The 20,320-nt window shown below is 40.8% G+C and carries 20 protein-coding genes and 1 tRNA gene; 10 read left to right on the top strand and 11 right to left on the bottom strand.

All coding sequences use genetic code 11. The annotated features are described in order from the left end of the window. The first annotated feature begins 3 nt into the window (after positions 1–3). The 5 genes from L8106_RS06910 (at position 4) to L8106_RS06890 (ending at position 6,513) form a co-directional block, all read left to right on the top strand. Positions 4–2,502, top strand: a complete 2,499-nt coding sequence (locus tag L8106_RS06910; RefSeq protein WP_009783524.1) for a ComEC/Rec2 family competence protein — start codon at positions 4–6, stop codon at positions 2,500–2,502. A 49-nt stretch (positions 2,503–2,551) separates the two neighbouring features. Then, positions 2,552–2,642 (top strand) — tRNA-Ser (locus L8106_RS06905). Between the two features lie 141 nt (positions 2,643–2,783). Then, positions 2,784–4,616, top strand: coding sequence for an ATP-binding protein (locus L8106_RS06900; protein ID WP_009783522.1), 1,833 nt, complete (start codon positions 2,784–2,786; stop codon positions 4,614–4,616). A 32-nt stretch (positions 4,617–4,648) separates the two neighbouring features. Next, positions 4,649–5,425: an HAD family hydrolase gene (locus tag L8106_RS06895; protein WP_009783521.1), complete on the top strand. Its 777-nt coding sequence runs from the start codon at positions 4,649–4,651 to the stop codon at positions 5,423–5,425. A 197-nt stretch (positions 5,426–5,622) separates the two neighbouring features. Beyond that, positions 5,623–6,513, top strand: a complete 891-nt coding sequence (locus tag L8106_RS06890; protein WP_009783520.1) for an all3515 family Zur-repressed PEP-CTERM protein — start codon at positions 5,623–5,625, stop codon at positions 6,511–6,513. 282 nt (positions 6,514–6,795) lie between these two features. On the opposite strand, the gene L8106_RS06885 is transcribed toward L8106_RS06890, so the two are convergent. From L8106_RS06885 to L8106_RS06875, 3 genes are all read right to left on the bottom strand, one after another. Next, positions 6,796–7,503 carry a calcium-binding protein gene (locus L8106_RS06885; RefSeq protein ID WP_009783519.1) on the bottom strand — a complete coding sequence of 236 codons (708 nt, stop codon included), beginning with the start codon at positions 7,501–7,503 and terminating at the stop codon, positions 6,796–6,798. 74 nt (positions 7,504–7,577) lie between these two features. Further along, the gene (locus tag L8106_RS06880) at positions 7,578–8,429 is read right to left on the bottom strand and encodes a cytochrome c biogenesis protein CcdA (RefSeq protein WP_009783518.1); all 852 of its coding nucleotides are present in this window, start codon (positions 8,427–8,429) and stop codon (positions 7,578–7,580) included. 49 nt (positions 8,430–8,478) lie between these two features. Further along, positions 8,479–9,018, bottom strand: a complete 540-nt coding sequence (locus L8106_RS06875) for a thioredoxin domain-containing protein (RefSeq protein WP_009783517.1) — start codon at positions 9,016–9,018, stop codon at positions 8,479–8,481. Positions 9,019–9,310: 292 nt separating this feature from the next. On the opposite strand from L8106_RS06875, the gene L8106_RS06870 reads away from it, so the two are divergent. Then, complete coding sequence (locus L8106_RS06870; RefSeq protein ID WP_009783516.1) at positions 9,311–9,922, top strand: cupin; 612 nt, start codon at positions 9,311–9,313, stop codon at positions 9,920–9,922. Positions 9,923–9,961: 39 nt separating this feature from the next. On the opposite strand, the gene L8106_RS06865 is transcribed toward L8106_RS06870, so the two are convergent. Next, a complete protein-coding gene (locus tag L8106_RS06865; RefSeq protein WP_009783515.1) occupies positions 9,962–10,570 on the bottom strand; it encodes a bifunctional 2-polyprenyl-6-hydroxyphenol methylase/3-demethylubiquinol 3-O-methyltransferase UbiG in 609 nt (202 codons plus the stop codon). 216 nt (positions 10,571–10,786) lie between these two features. On the opposite strand from L8106_RS06865, the gene L8106_RS06860 reads away from it, so the two are divergent. From L8106_RS06860 to L8106_RS06850, 3 genes are all read left to right on the top strand, one after another. Then, positions 10,787–11,302 (top strand): extracellular solute-binding protein, encoded by a 516-nt coding sequence (locus L8106_RS06860; RefSeq protein WP_083798376.1) that lies wholly within the window; start codon positions 10,787–10,789, stop codon positions 11,300–11,302. A gap of 147 nt (positions 11,303–11,449) precedes the next feature. Continuing rightward, the gene (locus tag L8106_RS06855; RefSeq protein ID WP_009783513.1) at positions 11,450–12,043 is read left to right on the top strand and encodes a DJ-1/PfpI family protein; all 594 of its coding nucleotides are present in this window, start codon (positions 11,450–11,452) and stop codon (positions 12,041–12,043) included. A 33-nt stretch (positions 12,044–12,076) separates the two neighbouring features. Next, a complete protein-coding gene (locus L8106_RS06850) occupies positions 12,077–13,333 on the top strand; it encodes a lipid-A-disaccharide synthase (protein WP_009783512.1) in 1,257 nt (418 codons plus the stop codon). A 29-nt stretch (positions 13,334–13,362) separates the two neighbouring features. Here L8106_RS06850 and L8106_RS06845 read toward each other — a convergent pair whose 3' ends face one another. From L8106_RS06845 to L8106_RS31310, 7 genes are all read right to left on the bottom strand, one after another. Further along, positions 13,363–15,642: a type ISP restriction/modification enzyme gene (locus L8106_RS06845; RefSeq protein ID WP_009783511.1), complete on the bottom strand. Its 2,280-nt coding sequence runs from the start codon at positions 15,640–15,642 to the stop codon at positions 13,363–13,365. Positions 15,643–15,720: 78 nt separating this feature from the next. Next, entirely contained in the window at positions 15,721–16,434 is a 714-nt protein-coding gene (locus L8106_RS33485; protein ID WP_009783510.1) for a hypothetical protein, read from the bottom strand. A gap of 141 nt (positions 16,435–16,575) precedes the next feature. Beyond that, entirely contained in the window at positions 16,576–16,968 is a 393-nt protein-coding gene (locus L8106_RS06840; protein WP_009783509.1) for a hypothetical protein, read from the bottom strand. Positions 16,969–17,166: 198 nt separating this feature from the next. Next, a complete protein-coding gene (locus L8106_RS06835) occupies positions 17,167–17,871 on the bottom strand; it encodes an ImmA/IrrE family metallo-endopeptidase (RefSeq protein ID WP_009783508.1) in 705 nt (234 codons plus the stop codon). A 559-nt stretch (positions 17,872–18,430) separates the two neighbouring features. Next, a complete protein-coding gene (locus tag L8106_RS06830) occupies positions 18,431–18,778 on the bottom strand; it encodes a 4a-hydroxytetrahydrobiopterin dehydratase (RefSeq protein WP_009783507.1) in 348 nt (115 codons plus the stop codon). Between the two features lie 138 nt (positions 18,779–18,916). Further along, complete coding sequence (locus L8106_RS06825) at positions 18,917–19,414, bottom strand: BON domain-containing protein (RefSeq protein WP_009783506.1); 498 nt, start codon at positions 19,412–19,414, stop codon at positions 18,917–18,919. Between the two features lie 237 nt (positions 19,415–19,651). Then, positions 19,652–19,855 (bottom strand): glyceraldehyde 3-phosphate dehydrogenase NAD-binding domain-containing protein, encoded by a 204-nt coding sequence (locus L8106_RS31310; protein WP_009783505.1) that lies wholly within the window; start codon positions 19,853–19,855, stop codon positions 19,652–19,654. A 229-nt stretch (positions 19,856–20,084) separates the two neighbouring features. On the opposite strand from L8106_RS31310, the gene L8106_RS06815 reads away from it, so the two are divergent. Further along, complete coding sequence (locus L8106_RS06815; RefSeq protein ID WP_009783504.1) at positions 20,085–20,300, top strand: hypothetical protein; 216 nt, start codon at positions 20,085–20,087, stop codon at positions 20,298–20,300. The last annotated feature ends 20 nt before the right edge of the window (positions 20,301–20,320 follow it).

Genomic DNA, 20,320 nt, shown 5'->3' with positions numbered 1-20,320 from the left:
GCAATGAATCAAACGGTAGTTATTATTTTCGGTTTGGCTTATATTCTGGGGTTGCTCTGTAGCGGTGTTGCTTGGGGAAAATCTGGAGTATTAGCCCTTGCTCTGGGGTTGGCAATTGCCACAATGGGGCGAGAGTTTGTCAAACGCAAACAGCGTCAGATCCAGATGAAGCGAGGGCTAAACTCCCGAAAAACAGCCCATACCGTTGAAAAGACAGGGGTTGGGGAAGAAACAGCCTTGATGCTCAGAGATTCCCCAACCTCTGTTTCTGACTCTAGACTCCCCACTCCTCCAATACCCGAAACCGTTTGGTTATTTGCTGGATTAATTGCCGTCGCCGCCAGTCTCTATCTGCAAGTTCGCACCCCTCAACCCGCTCCTAATAATATTAGTCAACTGGTTACAGCCTCAGATGCACCCGAATTGATTATCACGGTTCGCGGTGAAGTCCAAACCCCTCCTCGTCTCACCCGTTCAGGACGAGCGCAATTTTGGTTAAAGGTTGCTCAAGTTAACGAAATCATGGGCAATGATAAACCTATTGAAGTCAGTCGGGAGGTTAGCGGTAGACTTTACATCACCGTACCCCTCCTCCAAGCAACAGGTCTGCATCCGGGAGCCACGATCGCTGTCACTGGAAGCCTCTACAAACCCCAACCCCCGTCTAACCCGGGTGCCTTTGATTTTCGCGCTTATCTAGCTCGTCAGGGGGCTTTTGCCGGACTCAAAGGCCGTTATTTAACCTCTCTAACCTCAACTTCCGGTCAAACTTGGGGATGGTGGGCGGTTCGACAACGGATTGTTCGCGCTCAAGTGCAAGGCTTAGGCATTCCCAAAGGCTCTGTTGTCAGTGCGATGGTCTTAGGGCGACGAGCGGTAGATTTACCCTACGATGTTCGCGATCAGTTTGTACAAGTCGGATTAGCTCACATCTTAGCGGCTTCAGGATTTCATGTTTCTCTGGTGTTAGGTGTTGTCCTGGCTTTAAGCCGAGCCGCCTCTCCCCGCCAACGCTTAACGATTGGTATGATTGCTTTGCTGGCTTATGTGGGCTTGACTGGGGCATCACCGTCGGTCTTACGAGCCGCATTGATGGGACTCGCTGCTTTAATTGGATTTGCCACAAACCGTAAAGTCAGACCCCTAAGTGTATTAGTCGCCGTAGCGGTGGTCTTGCTGCTGTGGAATCCCTTATGGATTTGGGACTTGGGATTTCAGTTTAGCTTTTTAGCAACTCTGGGATTATTGGTGAGTGTTCCCCCGATTATCAATCGTTTAGACTGGATACCTCCGACGATCGCTTCTCTGTTGGCTGTTCCTCTGGCGGCTTCTATTTGGACGGTACCTCTACAACTTTATGTTTTTAATGTGGTTTCCCCCTATAGTATTTTGGTGAATGTGATTACGGTTCCTTTTGTGGCGGTGATTACTTTGGGGGGCTTATTTGCGGGAGTTGTGGCTCTGTTTTGGCCGACTGCGGGAAGTGCGATTTCAGCGTTATTAGAGTATCCGGTGGGCGGTTTACTGGCGTTGGTGCGGTTTTTCAGTCAACAGCCCGGAAATTCGATGGCTCTCGGTTCGCTCTCTCAATTTCAACTGATCGCTCTCTACAGTCTCATCGGTTTAGTTTGGCTGATCGGTAGCCAACGAGAAGCTAGAAACCTTGAACGTCAAACATCGCAACAATCCGGGTTATTGCTGTTGTTTCATCCGGTTGTGATTGCTTTTATTGCTGCCATTGCGATCGCTGTGGTTCCAATTTGGCACAGTAAAGCTTCTCAATTTCAAGCGACAGTCTTGGCGACATCTGGAGAACCTATTTTAGTGATTCAAGATCGAGGAAATATTACTTTAGTTAATAGTGGGGGTCAAGATAGCGCTCGTTACACGGTGTTGCCTTTTTTGCAAAAGCAAGGGATAAATCAGATTGATTATTCTGTTTCAACTCATTCTCGCTTAGGGTTAAGCATTGGCTGGCCGATTATTTTAGAAAAACTCCCTGTTAAAGTTTTCTATGATAATCCAGCTTCTAAACAAGCTTATTATGTCAGTTCTTTAGCGATTAAAGAAGCGATTGAATCTCGCCAGGGTGTTTATATACCGCTGACGCTTGAAGAATCTTTGGAGTTGGGTTCGACTCAAATTGAACTGATTGATGCGGAAACTCCAATCGTAGAATTCTTTATTGGGGATCTCAAATGGATGTTGTTGGGTGATGCTAATCTTGACAACCAAATTAAACTCTTACAAGCTGAAATTATTACCCCGACTCAAGTATTATGGTGGTCAGGAAATCGTCTTGACCCCAAGATGCTCAGAGTCCTTCAACCTAAAATCGCAATTGCTTCTTCTAATACGATTGACCCCGAAACCTTTGAACTCTTGCGTCAGCGACAAACTCAAGTCTTTTGGACGGGGCGTGATGGCGCTCTGCAATGGACACCCACGACAGGATTTGAAACGAGTCTCCATTCTGATCAGACTGATGGTTCTTTCTTATGATAGAATGGATAGTCAGAGGCTAGAGGTTAGCCCATTTTTGAGGTTGATTGGAGAGGTGGCAGAGCCTGGTTGAATGCGACAGACTCGAAATCTGTTAGGGGTTGAATTGCTCCTCGTGGGTTCGAATCCCACCCTCTCCGTTGCGGATCGCCAACTAAAGCTGATTGATCTGAAACAAGAACTTATATGTTTGTTTCGGATATCTGGGTGTGTCATCTTAATTTTGATTGGCAAAAATTTATAATTTTTAAATAATTTGTTTTCCTTGATAAGGACTTAAAATGATGTCAAAAATGGGTTTGTCACCATCAAGTCAAAATTTAGCCTCTTTATCAAAAAAGATACCCGCAACACAATGGCTTAGTCGGTTGAAAGTCCGTCATAAAATTGCGATTGGATATGCAATTATTTTAAGCATTACAGTTAGTGGTATTAGTTTGGGAATTAAGATGGGTGATCACTATCACCACAAAGCTTTAAAACTGCAAGAAGATTCTTCAGAAGAAAACCAACTGATTCATCGCTTACAAACTCATCTCACTTTAGCCATTATTCACCAAAATAAACTAATTTATTTATTAGAGAATTTGGATGAATTTCAGCAAGAATATATGGCTCTAAAAAAACATGAACGGATACTAAAAGAGACGTGGAAAGCATTAAAATTGTCCTATGAAACATCAGAAGTGAATGAAACTTCAGAAGAACTCAATACTCTAGCTAGCATTAGTCAAGGTTATAACTCTACCATTCTTAATTATTTTAATGAACTCGATCAACAGGTCAAACAACTTAATCTCAATGAATTAAACTCCGAAAATTTAGAAATAGCAAAACAATTACTTCTAGACTTTAGAAAAAGCAAATCCGTTGACAATATTGAAGAATTTATCAATGAATTAGAAGGGATGGTTGAGTTGGTCGAACAAGAAGCAATCCAAGCCGAAAACGCAATGAAAACTTCAGAAAAACTGCGAATTCAAACTATTACACTCAGCATAATCATTTCAGTCTTGATTGCAATTTTATTAGCGATTTATACCAGTCAAGCAATTACCTATCCGATTCAAATATTAACTCAAACAGCTAATCGTATTCAAGAAGAAAACGATTTTGATTTACAAGTCTCTCAAATAACAGAAGATGAAATCGGAGATTTAACACAAGCTTTTAATCATTTAATTTTGCAAGTTAAACAACTTCTAGAGTCTCAAAATCAAGCGACAAAAAATCAACTTCTTCAGCAAGAAAAAATGTCAACACTCGGTCGTTTGCTGGCGGAAGTCGCCCACGAAATAAATAATCCGATTAACTTTATTTCTGGAAACTTAACTCATGCAATAGAATATACAGATCATTTATTTGATTTACTGCAAACTTACGAAGCAGAAATTGATCATCCTCCTGATAAAATTTTAATAAAAGCGGAAGAAATCGAGCGAGAGTTTATTCAAGAAGATTTTCCAAAATTGTTACAATCTATGAAAATTGGCGTCGAACGAACGAAGGAAATTGTACTGAGTTTAAAAAACTTTTCTCGCCTCGAAGATCAAGAACAAGCCAAACTATTAAACTTATCTGAATGCTTAGATAGTTCTCTACTCATTCTAAATCATCGAATCAAAAAAGGAATTATTGTAACTAAACACTATCAAACGATTCCTTTAATTGAAGGCTATACGAGTTCTCTTTCTCAAGTCTTTATCAATATTATTGGAAACGCCATAGATGCTTTATCCGAAGTTTCTCAACCCACCAAAGAAATAAAAATCACCACTGAACCCCTCAATTCTGAACAAGTCGCTGTTCATATTCAAGATAATGGGCCAGGTATTTCTGTGGAAAATCAACAAAAAATATTTGAGTCATTTTTTACAACGAAACCTGCTGACATGGGGACAGGTTTAGGTTTATCCATCAGTCAAGACATTATTGAAAACAAACATGGAGGACAAATTAAATGTCAGTCTTCTCTAGGAGTCGGAACCAAATTTATGATTATTCTCCCGATCAAATATTTACATCTAGAAACCCCTTCACCTATTGAAAATAATCAAAATTTTTCCAATCGAGATCAAAGGCAAATTGTTGAGTATACTGATATAGTAAACTGAATGAATCTGAATAGAATTAGCCGCCTAACGGTATGACCCTCAAACCTCTCTCCACTGCGATCGCAAACACTTTCACCTCAAATCTTCGTCTCATCGCTAGTGATGTAGATGGAACCCTGACTCAACAGGGAAAATTCACCCCGAAATTAATCACCGCTATTGAGAGTTTAACTCAAGCCGGAATTGAGGTAATCTTAATTACAGGGCGATCAGCCGGATGGGTACAAGCCTTAAATAATTATCTTCCCGTTACCGGGGCGATCGCTGAAAATGGCGGACTTTTTTATGCGAGTAAAAATGATTCTCCTGAATTATTAGTTTCGGTTTCTGATCTCAGCGAACATCGTCAACATTTAGCAGAAGTTTTTAAGTGCTTAAAATCTCAATTTCCCAATCTCAAAGAATCAACAGATAATCGTTTTCGTCTAACAGATTGGACGTTTGATGTCGAGGGATTAAGTCCATCGCAACTGCAAACTTTAGCAGAGATTTGTCACGAAAAAGATTGGGGTTTTACTTATAGTACCGTTCAATGTCATATTAAACCTCAAAACCAAGATAAAGCAACGGGACTGTTAAAGGTTTTATCAAGATATTTCCCCAAACTGTCAACCGAACACATTTTAACAGTGGGTGATAGTCCCAACGATGAAAGCTTATTTAACCCCGAAAAATTTCCCCATTCCGTCGGTGTTGCTAATATTTTACACTATACCAAATACCTCAATTATCAACCTACTTATGTGACGACAGCAGAAGAAGTGAATGGATTTTGTGAACTCGCAAAATTACTCACGCTAAAACTGTAGGACTCCAAAAACTTGGTTTCTTTGATTTAGTATAGTTTTAGCCGTCTTCTCTTTTATCCAGTATTTAGATGTAAGAATTTTATCGGATTTTTGGCGAATTTGCTGATGCAAATATTTGTAAAAGTTTGACAACTTGTCTTTTTACAAATAGTTTTTCCTATGTTAGAGTTAGCCATCATTCATCAAAGGAATTGTTTATGTTTCTTGGTAAATCTAACTTGGCGACTCGTCTCATTTTCGGGTCTTCTATAGCTGTCTTTACAATTATGAGTTCGGGTCAAATCAGCCAAGCACAAACGTCAGGAGGACACGCGGATCATCATCATTTAATGGTAGGAGTTGACGGCTTAGAAACTTTAGATAGAGATCCGTTTATTGGTTTACCTAACCCTAATTATAACCGTCTTTCCCTGTTATTTCCTCATCAACATGACCCCATAGAAGTTAGTCATTTTCATGCAATTGGTGTTTATAGTTATACCAGTCCAGAAGATCTAACGGTTATTCCAACCAGTAGTAATAATCAGGTTCCAGAAGCCCGATATAATCTACCCCCACTTCCTCTTTTTCCGGGTTCAGGAGCTTTTTCAGGTCAGTATATCTCGATGAAAACAGATGAGCATATGTATTCTGATCTCAAAACTAAACCTGTTACTCATCTAACAGAAGATCTCGGAGATCCTTATGTCGATGCTATCTATAATACCGGAAATGGTCGCTGGCAAGGCTTACTCGGAGAAAATACAACTATTGCTTTAGAATTAGTTGATATTACACCGGGTTTGGGAGTTGCCAACTCAGAAGGTGAAGATTTATTTGATGCTGTGGGAGATAACTATACCATTGGAACTGGAGATTATTTTTCCTTTACACCGACGTTTTATATTGAAGAAGATGCGGCGAAAACTGTTTACTCAGCAACATTTCGTTTATTAGATGTGACTACAGATAGCAGTTCTACTCCTTTTCTCTCTTCAGGAAGTTTTACGCTAAGTTTTCAGCCGGTTCCTGAACCTTCAATTTTACTCGGTTTCGGAACATTAAGCTTGATGATGTTCGCCTGTAAACGGAAAATTACATCAAATTAGTTGAACTAAAGATGCGTTAGCGAAGTGTAACACATCCTACATTTATAGTGCTTCGCGCTGGTGTAGTAAAAAATTGAGGGGAGGAATAAGTGATGTAACCTGTATAACACTTAAACTGTAGGATAAGTAGGCGGGCATAAATAACGTCAACAAATCGAAAGCTAAAACCCTTATCCTGAAGGACTTACAGTATTTAGCAGTTAAACTTTAATTATGACCATCTACTTAGGTTAGACTCAAAAAACCCAGTTTCTCAAAGAAACCGGGTTTTTAAGACAGAAATTAGATTTCCACAACTTCAATTAAACCAATACTATTAAATTCTGCAACCGAAGTCGTTTGTAATATCGCCAGAGTTTCACCCGTTGAAATCAAATTAATTAACAAACTGCCATTATTAGCACCCGTTCCATCCACAAGCGTTACACTACCCGCAGTAATTCCATCGCTCGCATCAAAAACAATACTATCACCTGCACTGTAATTAATAATAGTATCCGTTCCATCTCCCGGCTTGAAAACAAATTTATCATTACCATTTCCCCCAAACAAGGTGTCGTTCCCACCATCTCCAAACAACCAATCATCACCCAAACTTCCCGCTATACTATCATTTCCCTGACCGCCAAATAGAGTATCATTATCATTCCCCCCATCGAGAGTATCCTCAGACTGATTCCCAAAAACTAAATCCAACCCGTCGCCACCAAAAACTTGATCGCTGTCGATATCACCAAAAAGAGTATCATTACCTCCCAAACCATCAAGGCGATCGCTTCCTTTACCCGCAAAAAGATAGTCATCACCCGGAAAACCCGTTACAGAGTTAGCATTATTTCCCGTTAACGAATCATTACCTGGGCCACCAAACAGGGTATCATTTCCCCCGCCTCCTCGGATAACATCATTTCCATCTAAACCAAAGATGGAGTCTTCAAAGTCACTTCCGAGAAGATTATCGTCGCCGTTTGTTCCAAGCAAAGAAGTCATAAGTTACCTGTCCTTCAATATTATTAACACAATCAGAGATTTTGAAAATTTGGCACCCCAATTAACGGCTTTTCTTATCCCCAAGAAAACCATTGCAGACCTGTAAAAAGGTAGTAAATTCCAGTTAAAATCAAAGCCACACTTCCGAAGCGAATAATCCCCTCAGAATGTTGCAATAATTGTCTGCTTTGTTTGATTAATCCCGTAAACAAACTCGCTAGGAAAATCAATAGCGTGTATCCAAGCGCATAACTCACCATTGTCAGTGTGCCTAAAATTTGAGATCCCGTCGCCGCAGCAGAAGCCAACACCGCAAATAACACCGGACTCGCACAGGGGGAACTCACCAAAGCAAAAGTTAATCCGACTCCGTAGGGGCCAGCCCCAGGTAGATTTACATTCGTTTGGGGTAGAGGGAGTTGAACCACCCCCACTAACCACAAACCCATGACGGCCATCAGCAGTCCAACGATAATATTGATATAGCCCCGGTATTCGACCATTAGCGCCCCCGCAAAGGAGGAAACCAAGCCAAATAAACTCAAAATGGTGACAGCACCCAATACAAACAAACCCGCTTTTGTCAAGGCATCCCACTGAGATTTAATCTTTAATGTGCCGATGTAGCTGAGGTTGACGGGTAACAGTGCCAAAATACAGGGAGATACGCTAGCCAGGACTCCGCCCAAAAACGCCAGGGGTAGCAATACAAAGGGATTGGCTGTATTTTGTTGAATAAACCACTGCTGATATTGGTTTTCAATGAGGGAAATTGCCCGCTCAATTGGGGCGCTAATTACCGTTCCAAAAGTGAGAACGAGAGTTAAAGCAAGCAGTCCCAATCCACCATAAATTAGCCATTTTTTTGAGAGTTTAAACCCTTTGTTAACCGTTTTCTCAGTGGATAACTGAGGTCTTGATTTCATAATATTCTCCCGAGATTAGCCCAAAATTCAGACTGATAGTTTCTCTAATTTATTGCTGAATCGCACTATCAAGAACTTGGGTATAATCAGCGATATTCGGGTTATTTTTGTGTTGGGCGAGGATGTTACCTGTAGCGGGATCAATAATCGTCACCGTCCCAGTTTTGCTTTTGTTAGCTGCAAAAAATTGGCTGAGTCCTAACTGTTTGGCTTTGGCTTCGGCTTCAGCAGTGGTTGATTGATCGCTGACATCTAATACAATAAAATTGGCTTTGCCTTCATAATTTTGTTTGAGTTGTGTTAAAGTTGGGGCGATGTTTTTACAAGCCGAACACCAAGTCGCAAACATATCAACAACCACAGGTTTTCCCTGAAGTTCCTCGGCTAAAGGTGCGCCGACTGAGTTAACCTGAGATTTGGATGTACCAGGATTTGTACTAACTTCTGTTCCGGTGTTTGATGGATTTGTACTAACTTCTGTTCCGGTGTTTGATGAGGTTTTAGCAGCACAAGGATTGACACAAGCGGCGATCGCCCCAAAACTCAAGAGTGAAATGGATGCAAGAGTAGCAAGATATTGAACTTTCATGGAATTCTTTTTATTTGACCTCTAATGAAATGGCTTTAGACGGTTAAGAAGTGTTCTTCTCGGTGTCGTTGTTTTAAGCTGACTCTATTAACCGCTTAGAAAATGAGTAGAAGATGAAAGCAAGCTTGATGGTCGATGAAACTCTGATGATTTTCTCGTGAAACCTTTCGCAATCAATTCGAGGATTTCTCAGCAAAAACTCATCTTTGCTTTAGCGAGAAATCACTTTTAACCCGCATGATTGCTAGCAGTATATCTGTCTAGTCTCCTGCATAAATAGGCGTAAAAAGTTATGACAAAACCAGATTGGTTGGCGAACAATCTGGGACAATGTGTTAGAATAGAGCCGAACGTGCGCGATCAGGAATTGTCCCGTCCCTATCGGCTTTATCGCTTTCTTACCGATTTAGAAAATATTCTCGAACAAGTTGAAGACGACCAAAAGCGACTCCACCTCATTTGTCCTCTCGTTCGTCGGCTTATAAACAGTTCTGAGTGGTTGCAGTTTAACTTTTTACCCCCCGATCCGGTAACGGGTTGGTCTGTTTTAATGCTTTATAATGAACCGGATTTTCCGATTACAATTCAAACGGTTGTTTGGTCTTCGGGGAGTGTTTCGCCGATTCATAATCATGGTACATGGGGAATTGTGGCGATGCTGAGTGGACAGGAAAAAAACACCTTTTGGCAGCGATCGCCAACTTTGGATCATCGGGATAAAATTAAACCTGTCGGCGAACAAGTTTTGACTTCTGGTGATATTCTGTGTTTAATGCCCGATGCCATTCATCAAGTCGAAGTCATCGGGAATGAACCCACAATTAGCTTTAACCTGTACGGTGAAACTAACTTTAACCAGAGGTTCGAGTTTAATCGCGATCGCCATACCGCCAACGTCTTTTAAATTTTCTCCCCGGCTTGAAAAAGTTGATTAAAATTGAGATTAGTTGGGAAGAATTAACTTCTGATAACAGCGAGTGGTAATTAAATAGGGATGAAAAACTTCCAGAAAATGACGTTGAATGGTTCTCAAAAATAGCTCGATTTTTTCCGGGTCGTCTAAATGAAAAGGATATTCTTGATTTTCCCCTTTAAAAAAATACCAATTGAGAATAATTTTAGCTTCATCACGCATCAACTTATGAAACGTGAGTAACTGTTGAGAGGGATCGGGTAAATGTTCAAGAACATCAAAACAAATAATCGTATCAAACTGATTTTCTAATGAAATCTCAGACTGAATCTTAACTTTATCACTCAGTCCCAATTGTTCAACCCGATATCGAACAAACGCCTGATTAATCGGGTTAATATCGCAATAAATCACCCGTTCGACTTGGGGACACAAAGCAGCGGCGATCGTATGAGTTCCAATTCCTCCCCCAAAGTCTAACACCTTACCCCGAGCATGATCACTAACCATTCGTAAGGTATTCCCAATATAGTCTTGACTGGTGAGATGCCAAGCTCCCAACTCAAATAAATAAATTTCACCGACTTTTTCACTGTAAAATAGAGAAGCATTTTCCCAGTCAAAATCCCGATGACCCAATTCAGCGAGTAATTGCAGACTAGACTCTAGTTATACTTCAAGCGTAGATTGATCCAAGTTTAAATAATCTTGTAAGTGCTGTTTTAGATCAAAAGCATCCTGCTCATAACTCTGTAAAATAATAGACTTTGAAGATGATAATATTAGCTAGAAAAGACTCAGGTAGTTCTCAGACTACAATCTTACCATGCTAATCTTCTCACAGACGGTTCAGCGATTCTCTCACCACCAGAACGAGGCTATGAACAGGATAACTTTATTTCCGGTAAAGTCGCCATGCAAATTACAGGGCCTTGGACGTTAGGATTTTTGCAGTCTGTGGGAATTGATTATGGGGTGTTTCCCATTCCCGCCAAAGACCAACAAGCCACCGTTGTCGGAGGTGAACATCTGTTTGTGATGAAAACGACTCCCCAACCGCAAAAAGCCGCCCTGACGTTTTTAGACTATGTGTTGAGTGAGGATTTTCAAACCGAGTGGAGTCTGGGAACGGGTTATTTACCCGTGAATTTGAAAACTCGTCCAAGTCAAAAGTATCAAGATTTTTTATCTCAACACCCGAGTTTACAAGTCTTTCTCAAACAGATGGCCTGGGCGCGAACGCGGCCAATTATTGCCGGATATCGTCGTCTGTCGGAAAATTTAGGTCGGGCGATTGAAGCGTCTTTACTCGGAGAAAATCCCCAAGATATGTTAAAACAAGCAGAAAATCGTCTGAAACTGATCCTCTAAAACTTGTGTGTCTTCTCTGATTCTAAAGTTTTTCTCTCTCTCCAAGTCGTCAGGTATCATTTAACTATCTTAAGGGGGTAGGCAGTTTAATGTACGGAAAGTTAGGGTATAGGAAACTTCTCGTGTCTATAGTAGAGGATAAAGACAATGACTCAAAGAAATGTTGCTATCTTGCTTTTTAATGATGTCGAAGTTCTAGACTTTACAGGCCCATTTGAGGTTTTTTCTGTGACCTCAGAGTTGAATGAAGATCAACCCTTTGAAGTGTATACCGTTGCGGAAACAAACGGCTCTATTCTGGCGAAAAATGGGCTGAGTGTCAATCCTAAATATACACTGACAGATTGTCCTTCTCCTAATCTATTAATTATTCCTGGCGGAATGGGTAGTCGAGAGGTAATGAAGCAATCAACGATTTTAGATTGGATTAAAACCTGTTCTCAAGATGCTGAGTTAGTGTTGTCGGTTTGTACAGGTTCTTTGATTTTAGCAAAAGCAGGTTTACTTGAGGGGTTAAGGGCAACTACTCATCACCAAGCCTTTGACTTACTGCGAGAAATTGCACCTCATACTGAAGTGGTTGAAAATCAACGGTTTGTTGAACAAGATAAAATTCTCACCTCGGGAGGAATTTCCGCCGGAATTGATTTGTCGCTTTATGTTGTCGCCAAATTATTAGGTCAAGAAACCGCGATCAAAACCGCACGACATATGGAATATCACTGGTCACATCCCCTTTAAAATTTAACAGAATTATGGTTTTTTTCGGAAAAAATGGTGCAGTCTATCGATATTTTAATCCTTTCTAACGGCCCTGGAGAATTAACAACTTGGGTGAGTCCCGTTGTAGAAGCATTGCGAAAACAGTTAGGAGATCAAACCGAAAAAGTTAGAATTTCCCTGATTCTTTCGCCTTGTCCTCATGCGACGGGAAAAGAAGTCGCGATCGCCAATTCTTATCCGGAAATTGATCGGGTTCAAAGTTCAGACTATTTTTGGCAATTTTTATTATCTGGAAAAACCGCCGAAAATTGGGATTGGTATCCTCAAGGTGTGGTTGTTTTTTTAGGAGGCGATCAATTTTTTACCGTAATCACAGCAAAACGTTTAGGTTATCGCAGTATTATTTATGCAGAATGGGATGCACGGTGGTGGCGATGGATAGATCGTTTTGCTGCGATGAATTCTCAAGTGATTGCAGCAATTCCGAGTGAATATTCGGCTAAATTTAAGATTGTTGGGGATTTGATGGCGGATGTACAGTTGCGACAAAATAAACAAAAGGGGTTAGAGTTTTTAAGCGATCAAAATGTTGAATTAATTGGGTTGTTACCGGGTTCAAAACCTGCTAAACTCGCGCAAGGTGTGCCGTTAACCTTAGCGATCGCCCAATATCTACATCATCAACGACCCCAAACCCGTTTTATTATTCCTGTCGCCCCCACGTTAGAGTTATCAACTTTAGCGCAATTTGCCGATCCGCAGTTCAATCCAATTTTATCACAAATCGGCGATTTTAAGGCAACTTTACAGGATGATAATCCGCCTTATTTTCAGTTAGAATCGGGTTTAAAAATTTACTTGTGTACGGAAACTCCTGCTTATGGATTGTTGTCTCAATGTCGGTTATGTTTAACAACAATTGGCGCTAATACAGCAGAATTAGGGTCTTTAGGAGTGCCGATGATTGTATTGCTTCCCACCCAACAATTAGATGCGATGCGGGCTTGGGATGGCATACCGGGGCTGTTAGCGAATTTACCGTTAGTCGGTTCGTTGTTTGCGAAAGCGATCAATTGGATCGTATTAAAACAGGGGAAACGGTTTGCTTGGCCGAATATTTGGGCGAAAAGCGAAATTGTCCCGGAGTTAGTTGGAAAGTTAGAAGCGAAAACAGTGGCGGAGTTAGCGTTAGATTATTTACAAAATCCCGAGAAATTACAACAAATTCGCGATCGGTTAGTTGAAGTTCGAGGAGAACCGGGAGCGGCGGAAAAGTTAGCGAAAATGGTGTTAGAACAAGTGTTTTGAATACTACTCTATTTAAATTCTCTCGTAGACTAACCCTGATGTTCTACAGTATGAGGCATTTGTTGAATTATTTCCATTGTTTTGACGCTAACAGTGCAGACTCTTTGCAATAGATCGATCACTTGTTCTTTGTAGTCGGCAAATTTGTAGGTGTTGAATTTTTCGCGGATGGTGGGGTCGCGGGGTTTTTTTTCTTTGTATTGATCGAGTATCCATTCCAAGGCGGAACGGTTGCCAAGTTTGTACTCCCAAGCGATCGCGGGAACGCCGGCGAGTTGGGTATTGTCGTCAAGGATAATTACGCCTTTTGTTTTGTCGGCTTTGAGTTTGGGTTTGGGGGTGGCAATGCTCTTGAGTTCGCTGCGGGTTAAGCCGTAGGGTTCGATGGTTTCATAGTTGAGGTGTAAATTCATTAATGCTTTACCCCAGTTTACCCATTGATGGAAGTTGGGATAGAAGGGGAGGCGGGGAAATTCGCGTTTGAGGTTGAGTTCGTATTTGCTACGGTAGGCGGGATGGTGAAGGACAGCGTAGGTGTAGTGGAAGATGTCGAGTTTGCTGATCTGATCCCCCCTGCCCCCCTTGTCAAGGGGGGTGTCCGCAGGACTGGGGGATTTGTAGTGGGTTTGGAATTGAGTTAAACCCCAGTCGGTGATGTTGTCGATACGGGTGCCATTTTCGTTATAGCGGTAGAGAGGGAGGCATTGACCAGTCCTACCTCCGACAGCCACTTCTGAAATACAATTCAAAGCCTGAACAGAAAAAGCAACTTGTGTGTGGTTGGTAACAGCAATAATTAAATTTTCTTGCTCAAGGTTTTCACCGAAAATATCGTAATGATTTTGGGTTAGCCTGTGGCAAAGAATGCGACTTGCATAAAGATACTGCCGAGTGTAGGGTCTATAAATTGACGAGACAATAGAAGCTTTTTGAAAACTCAGCTTCACCCCATCTTTCCAATGCGCTACTAGAGATGAATTCCACTTAATGTCCGGACTTTTTTTCTGTGTATCAAGGCTTTCATTATATTTAGAGATGAAAAACTTGATCTTGTCTGACAGCACATCTTCTTTAAAGTCAAAGACCCATTCATCTCTATTGGTTTCCACTCCTCTTGAAAAGAGATTGAAAATCGCCTCTTGCTTTTCCCCTGACTTTACTTCTGAATCAACCAAACATAGAAAGCTTTCAAAGTCGTCATTTTCGCCAACAAGCCACTTGCCTGTTGCACTGCTTTTGACCTTTTGGAAAAGTAAGTTTTGAATCTTGTTTTGTGAAAGAAAGTTTAGCTTATCTTCGGCTGTATCCATTTCTGGACGACGCACGTAGAAGATTTGGCAATTTCTATCTGTTTTATTGGCAAGCTTGACATTTCTAACTAGAAAAGCAATAGAAACGCCGACTTGAATACCAAAAACATTATTTTTAGTACCCGAAAGCTTTTGATTTTGCCGCACGTCTCCGCCCAGATCAACAAGGTAGACATAATCAAATTCATTTTCAATACATTTTCTAAATCCGCCGAAAGAATTAGATGAAATGAAGGAGTTATTGCTGACAAATACAACGATTCCATCATTTAATTGTTCGCTGAGTCTGTCGGATGCCCATCGATAAAAACGTGTGTACATATCGTATACAGCATTTTGATTCTGAGCGGTACCTTTTTTTATGTAAGTCGCTTTGATTCGTCTATCTACATCCTTGTATTGGCGATTTGGATTATCCTGTCTGAAATCTGCTTGCCAAGCGTTGTAGGGCGGATTACCAATAATCACAGAAATTGTCCGACTATTTTGTTCTTTAATTCTGGCTGTATTCTGCACACTCATGGCAAACAGATTAAGCTGCTTCCCCGCAAACCCGCAATGATCTAAAGTATCCACCAAACAAATATTTTGAAACTCCTCATATTTCCCCATCTTTTGCTGGTAGGTAAACTCAATATTCAAATTGGCAATATAATAAGGTAAAATCGCCACCTCATTACAGTGAATTTCATGCTTATACTTATGCTCCAACTTATCGGCGGGTAAATATTCAATCAATTCCGTCACATAAGTACCCGTACCCGTACAAGGATCGAGAATCTCCACCCCCGGATCGCTCAACAACTTCCCAAAGTGCTTGTGTACCAAATAATCCGCACTTTCAATCATCAAGCGGACAATTTCATTGGGCGTATAAACAATCCCCAACCGATCCGCCGCTTTCGGATTATAAGCCTTGTAAAAATTCTCGTAAACCGCCTTAAGAAACTTCTGCTTTTCGTGGTGGTTGGCGATATTTTCCGACTTGCGACGAATCACCGCATAGTAATGTTCGATGCTTTTGAGCGTGTTTCTGCGGGTAGCTCCAGTGAAAAAAGTGTTAACAATCTCCGAGATTTATCGGCCAATATTATTTTCCCGATGAAACTGCGACTCGTGGAAAATATTGGTAAAAATATCCTCCGTGAGAATGTGTTGAATCAACATTTCATGGATGTCAAAAATCTCAATTTCCGGGTTAACTGACTGGCGACAAACCGCTAAAAAACTGTTGCGGCGTTCCCGAAATTTTGTATTACTGGCTTCCTGCTGTGTTATAATCTGTCGTAAGGCTTCTATAATGTGGGGAATGTCTTCTTTGAATTTGGCGATCGCGGAGCGAAAGTCCCGAACTTCCGGGCGTTCGTAGTCTACAAAGGTTGAGATCAGCCCATCGAGTGCTTGGGAATCCCGCATCGAAACCCGCAACTGTTCCCGACTGTGTTGAATCAGAATGGCGGTTTGGGAGTCTTCAAAGAGAATATTTTCGTCGGGATAGCCCTTCTCTAGTTTTTTCTCAATCTCTTGGTCGAGGTGATCATACTGGTCTTTGCTCTCCCACCAACCATGCTCCAAGCGGATAGCATCTTTGACCGTACCATCGGGAAAAACGGTGGTGTTGAACTTGGTTTTGAAATCCAGTTCGGGAATGAGCAGATAGTTGCGGGGTTTGCAATATTCATTCAGCAGACGCTCAAAAGCATTGCGAATGCTGGTTTCCTTGCGAGAACCCCCATAGCGAATGATTTGTTCAACTTCTCCCTGATATTGGGTTACGAGCAATCTGGACATAAAGCGACTCCCGAAATTATGAAGCCTGGGCTAATTAAGGGCTGATGCTCAGTTATTCCAGCTTATTTTAACGCACTCGGGCTACTATTCTTACCTTTTTCTTTCAAAATACCCTACATTTACATGAGTTGAGATTGAGTATTAATTTTCTGAGGATTGACTCTCCGCTTTAACTCTCTTTAAAAAAGCAGCCCGACACCAATCAATATCCTCGCCAACTCTAAACATGACATAATCAATATCGTAGGCACTCCAATAACTAATCACTTGTCCTGTAAGTCCTTGGGCGCTGTTAACTCGCTCAACGGTACAACCGAGGGGAAATTTTTGAGCGGTGGGACAATCTTTCCACTGTTTGAGTTGTTGAATATATTCCCGTTTCTCCGGGGACAACAACTCCCAAGCTTCCCGTTTCCAGTCGGGGTATGCTTTTCCGAGCGCCTCAATTTCTTTCCAGGTTTGGGCGGTTGTCAGGAGTTCGGCGAGTTGTTGTGGGTTTTGAAGTTCCCAGCGAGAAAGGGGAAGGGCAGCCATAGCTATTTCTACACCATAGATAGGGTTATTGACAAATTCACTTTGCTCAGACTCTAAATATAGCGTGTTAGAGCGGTTGTGAATGTAAAATTAAACGCTGCAATCGGAGATTTCCCCAGAATATCGTCAGATTGGGGGTTCTGTAAGCATAAACCGGATTTTTCTACCCATGAAGTCCAGAGTTGGGGCCAGAAAAAATCAACTTTTGGCTTCTTCTAGCACCATCCATCCACGATGAGATTGGCCTTGAGCGTGTTGATTGAGAAAGTGTTGGTGTTGTTTGAGCATTTCCGGGCCAGGATAAATGGTGCGTTCTCCGGGACGAAGGTATATCCAACCCAAGTCTTGCAGACGACCCACTAAATTGGAGATGCTGACCCCCAATTCTTGACGCAGTTCATAGAGATGTGACCATTTCATCAAGTTTCGACCGAGCCTTTTCTGCTCCATAATGTAACGAGGCATGAGTAGGCAACTGGCGAAATATTGGGCTTGCCATTCAATTGAGGCGATTTGAGTGATGGTCGTCTCGGAGCGACACACAAAAGGTTCTTCGGGGGCTGTTGTGGCTTGGAGAGTCGCTTGATGATTAACGTGTAGTACCCAATGGCCAATTTCATGGGCGAGGGTAGATTCGATGAACCCTCTTTGTTTGTCAAGAATGTCTTCGTTAATCTCAATCAGTCGTTCTCGGGGTAAAATACGAGCAGCAATTGCCCCTTGTTCGTCGGGTTTGATAACATCCCAAACGATACCTAAATCAAGAAAGTCAGCCACTAAGGAGCCATCAAACGGCCAACTTGGAACAAAATTTGTTGTCGTTTGCATCTGTTCTAGGATGTGGTTGGCTTGACGTTCAATAAACGCCTTCGTGTGAAAACGATACGGTTTTAGTAGGTTCACCTCTTATTTTTCCTCCCCTGCACAAAACATCTATCCGGCTTCAAAAACTTACCAGGTTCAACCGGATAAAATGAGAAAATTTTCTCACTTTCTATCTATAGATATATAAAGTTTTAACTCTTAAAATTTTGTTTCTATTTATTGACAAAAGCTCTAAAGAGTTTTAGCACAGTTTAACCCCTGTTTACAGTGTAAAATTGGTCAATCACTGTAATTAAATGAATATATAGTTTGTAACATATTTAAGCAATGCTGTCAAGCACCTTGACTTGTACCCTTGGCATGATGGCTTGTTGGTCAAGGCTTTGGCCCAAAGCATAATATACTACATTTTTATTACAGATTTCCAAAAATTGATAAAAATAGTCTACTTAGAATCGAAATTGAATTTCAAAAAGTTGAATACCAATTTATTTTTGAGTCAACAGAGTTTAACCCGTGAAAAAAAATATTCGCCTGCTGTCGGCGAACATTTAATTAATCTAAATTATTTGAGAGTCATCGGTTCCCCGCCTTGAAAAGGCGGGGCTTGCCGATGACCGCGTGCTGCGGTCAGAGTTTATGAGAAACTTTGAGCAAGCTCATCGGTTTTAGCCGCCATAATAAAATCATTACGATGTAACCCAGAAATCGCATGAGTCCACCAATTCACGGTTGCTTTTCCGTATTCGGTGGTAATTGCGGGGTGATGTCCTTCTGCTTCGGCTGCGTTTCCAACTTTATTGGTAAAGTCTAAAGCTGTTTTAAAATCTGGAAATTGATAAGTTCGCTGTAAATGAGCCTCGCCTTGACTGTCAATTAAGTCCCATTCGGGAATTTCGGGTTTAAGTTGTTGAATTTGTTCTTGAGTAATGGGTTGAGAATTTGCGCTACAGGCTTCACATTTTTGTTGGTTAAGTTGTGCCATGATGATTTCCTCAGCTATTAATTGTATTCTTCGTTTTGTTCAAAAAACTTTGAAAGACGAGAGTTTTGATTCTCTTTGTTGTCTTTAAAGTCAAAAAAATGAATGAGAAAAAGTTAATTACTCTGTTTATTTAAAACTCTACAGATTACTTTTTTCCTTTAATCCTAGCTCAAAGGTAATTTCGTGAACACCGGGAATTGCTTTAACGTCCTTAACAATTTTCTGGGCTGTATTTTTATCTTTCACCGTACCCGAGAGAATGACAGAACCATTCGTTACCATTGCCACCAAATCCTTTTGAATCTCAGATTTAATAGTCTTTTTGATTTCGCGATCGCTAAGTGCTTTTGTACGTTTCCAGTCTTTTTTAACGTATTCAACACCGCTATATTGACCACCACCCGGATTTAGTTTTAAGCGTTCATCAAGCTGTTTTTGTTGAGGCGTTTGAAGCGCACTATCAGGCGTTCCTAAAGCACCTAAAAGCGGTGTTGCGAGAGCAGACGAACTCTGAGTCAAGGTAATTAATAAAATACCGAAGACAGTGACAGCAGAGTAAAATAAACGATGACGTTGCATCAACAGATACGCTGAAAATCCAACGGCAACAATGCCTAACAGTAAATAAAAATCCATGAGAATATATCCTCCTATTACAAACAATCAACAAGTAAATTATTCAGCCGTCAATTCCAATTAATGAGAAAAGAGCGAGTGAATCGTTTACTTTTATTTGTGACAGACCAATGACAATTCCAGAAATAAACCATTTAACAGTTTAAATTCTGTCATCCAAAATCAGAACTTCACAAATTTAATCTCTAGGGTTACTTTCTTCTCTCTACATCTCCTAACCTTCCCCACTTCCAAAGCTTAAACTTTAACTTCATCAGTAACCCATCGATTTCTAGGATAGATCCTCAATGTACCAATCAGGATCTTCCTAGAGGAACAGATTTGTTGATCGGCATAAATAATATCGTTAGTACCAACAACTTCTAGCTCGGGAGTATCCAGTAAAATTTTGAAAACTGCTCGACCAATCCGACCTAATCCATTAATTGCAACTCTAGCCATAATTTATTGTCCTATTAACTTTTAATTCGAGATTTTGCTAATAGTTTCAAATCAAAAAACTCCCCAGTCACGATCCTTAAATCCATGGTAATAATGAATAGTTTAAGAGGATAAAGAGAAGGAAAGAGAGAGTATACCGAGCGATTTAAAGTTTATAGAACTTAAGATAGATGACATCTTTTAACAAATCGTAGATACTCTTTAAAGTAGAGTCAAACTTGATAAAGCTATGATTTTTTTAGAAAATAAACAAACGGGAAACTTAGTTAAAGTTCTGGATTTGACAGCATTAGCTGATCCGAATAAAAGTCAGATTTCCGGCCGAGTTCAAGCAGGAGAAGAAGAACAGTCTCCTGAGTTTATGGAGAAAGAAAAGCTTATTTTTCCTTCTGGTGAAAGTTTACCTCGTTGTTGGCTAGATGCTGATTATCGTCATCCTAACTAGAGCTTTTTTTAATAGATATG

This window comes from Lyngbya sp. PCC 8106, assembly GCF_000169095.1.
GTDB lineage: Bacteria > Cyanobacteriota > Cyanobacteriia > Cyanobacteriales > Microcoleaceae > Capilliphycus.
The sequence above is the reverse complement of the archived record's forward strand: the minus strand, read 5'-3'. Positions and strand labels throughout refer to the sequence as shown.

What these genes read in the sequence shown, in the direction of transcription:
- L8106_RS06855 (WP_009783513.1), top strand. Translation starts at nt 11,450, where the DNA reads ATGACTCAAAGAAATGTTGCTATCTTGCTTTTTAATGATGTCGAAGTT.
- L8106_RS06815 (WP_009783504.1), top strand. Translation starts at nt 20,085, where the DNA reads ATGATTTTTTTAGAAAATAAACAAACGGGAAACTTAGTTAAAGTTCTG.
- L8106_RS06870 (WP_009783516.1), top strand. Translation starts at nt 9,311, where the DNA reads ATGACAAAACCAGATTGGTTGGCGAACAATCTGGGACAATGTGTTAGA.
- L8106_RS31310 (WP_009783505.1), bottom strand. Translation starts at nt 19,855, where the DNA reads ATGGCTAGAGTTGCAATTAATGGATTAGGTCGGATTGGTCGAGCAGTT.
- L8106_RS06890 (WP_009783520.1), top strand. Translation starts at nt 5,623, where the DNA reads ATGTTTCTTGGTAAATCTAACTTGGCGACTCGTCTCATTTTCGGGTCT.
- L8106_RS06825 (WP_009783506.1), bottom strand. Translation starts at nt 19,414, where the DNA reads ATGGATTTTTATTTACTGTTAGGCATTGTTGCCGTTGGATTTTCAGCG.
- L8106_RS06830 (WP_009783507.1), bottom strand. Translation starts at nt 18,778, where the DNA reads ATGGCACAACTTAACCAACAAAAATGTGAAGCCTGTAGCGCAAATTCT.
- L8106_RS06850 (WP_009783512.1), top strand. Translation starts at nt 12,077, where the DNA reads ATGGTGCAGTCTATCGATATTTTAATCCTTTCTAACGGCCCTGGAGAA.
- L8106_RS06900 (WP_009783522.1), top strand. Translation starts at nt 2,784, where the DNA reads ATGATGTCAAAAATGGGTTTGTCACCATCAAGTCAAAATTTAGCCTCT.
- L8106_RS06910 (WP_009783524.1), top strand. Translation starts at nt 4, where the DNA reads ATGAATCAAACGGTAGTTATTATTTTCGGTTTGGCTTATATTCTGGGG.
- L8106_RS06895 (WP_009783521.1), top strand. Translation starts at nt 4,649, where the DNA reads ATGACCCTCAAACCTCTCTCCACTGCGATCGCAAACACTTTCACCTCA.
- L8106_RS06875 (WP_009783517.1), bottom strand. Translation starts at nt 9,018, where the DNA reads ATGAAAGTTCAATATCTTGCTACTCTTGCATCCATTTCACTCTTGAGT.
- L8106_RS06840 (WP_009783509.1), bottom strand. Translation starts at nt 16,968, where the DNA reads ATGGCTGCCCTTCCCCTTTCTCGCTGGGAACTTCAAAACCCACAACAA.
- L8106_RS06880 (WP_009783518.1), bottom strand. Translation starts at nt 8,429, where the DNA reads ATGAAATCAAGACCTCAGTTATCCACTGAGAAAACGGTTAACAAAGGG.
- L8106_RS33485 (WP_009783510.1), bottom strand. Translation starts at nt 16,434, where the DNA reads ATGTCCAGATTGCTCGTAACCCAATATCAGGGAGAAGTTGAACAAATC.
- L8106_RS06885 (WP_009783519.1), bottom strand. Translation starts at nt 7,503, where the DNA reads ATGACTTCTTTGCTTGGAACAAACGGCGACGATAATCTTCTCGGAAGT.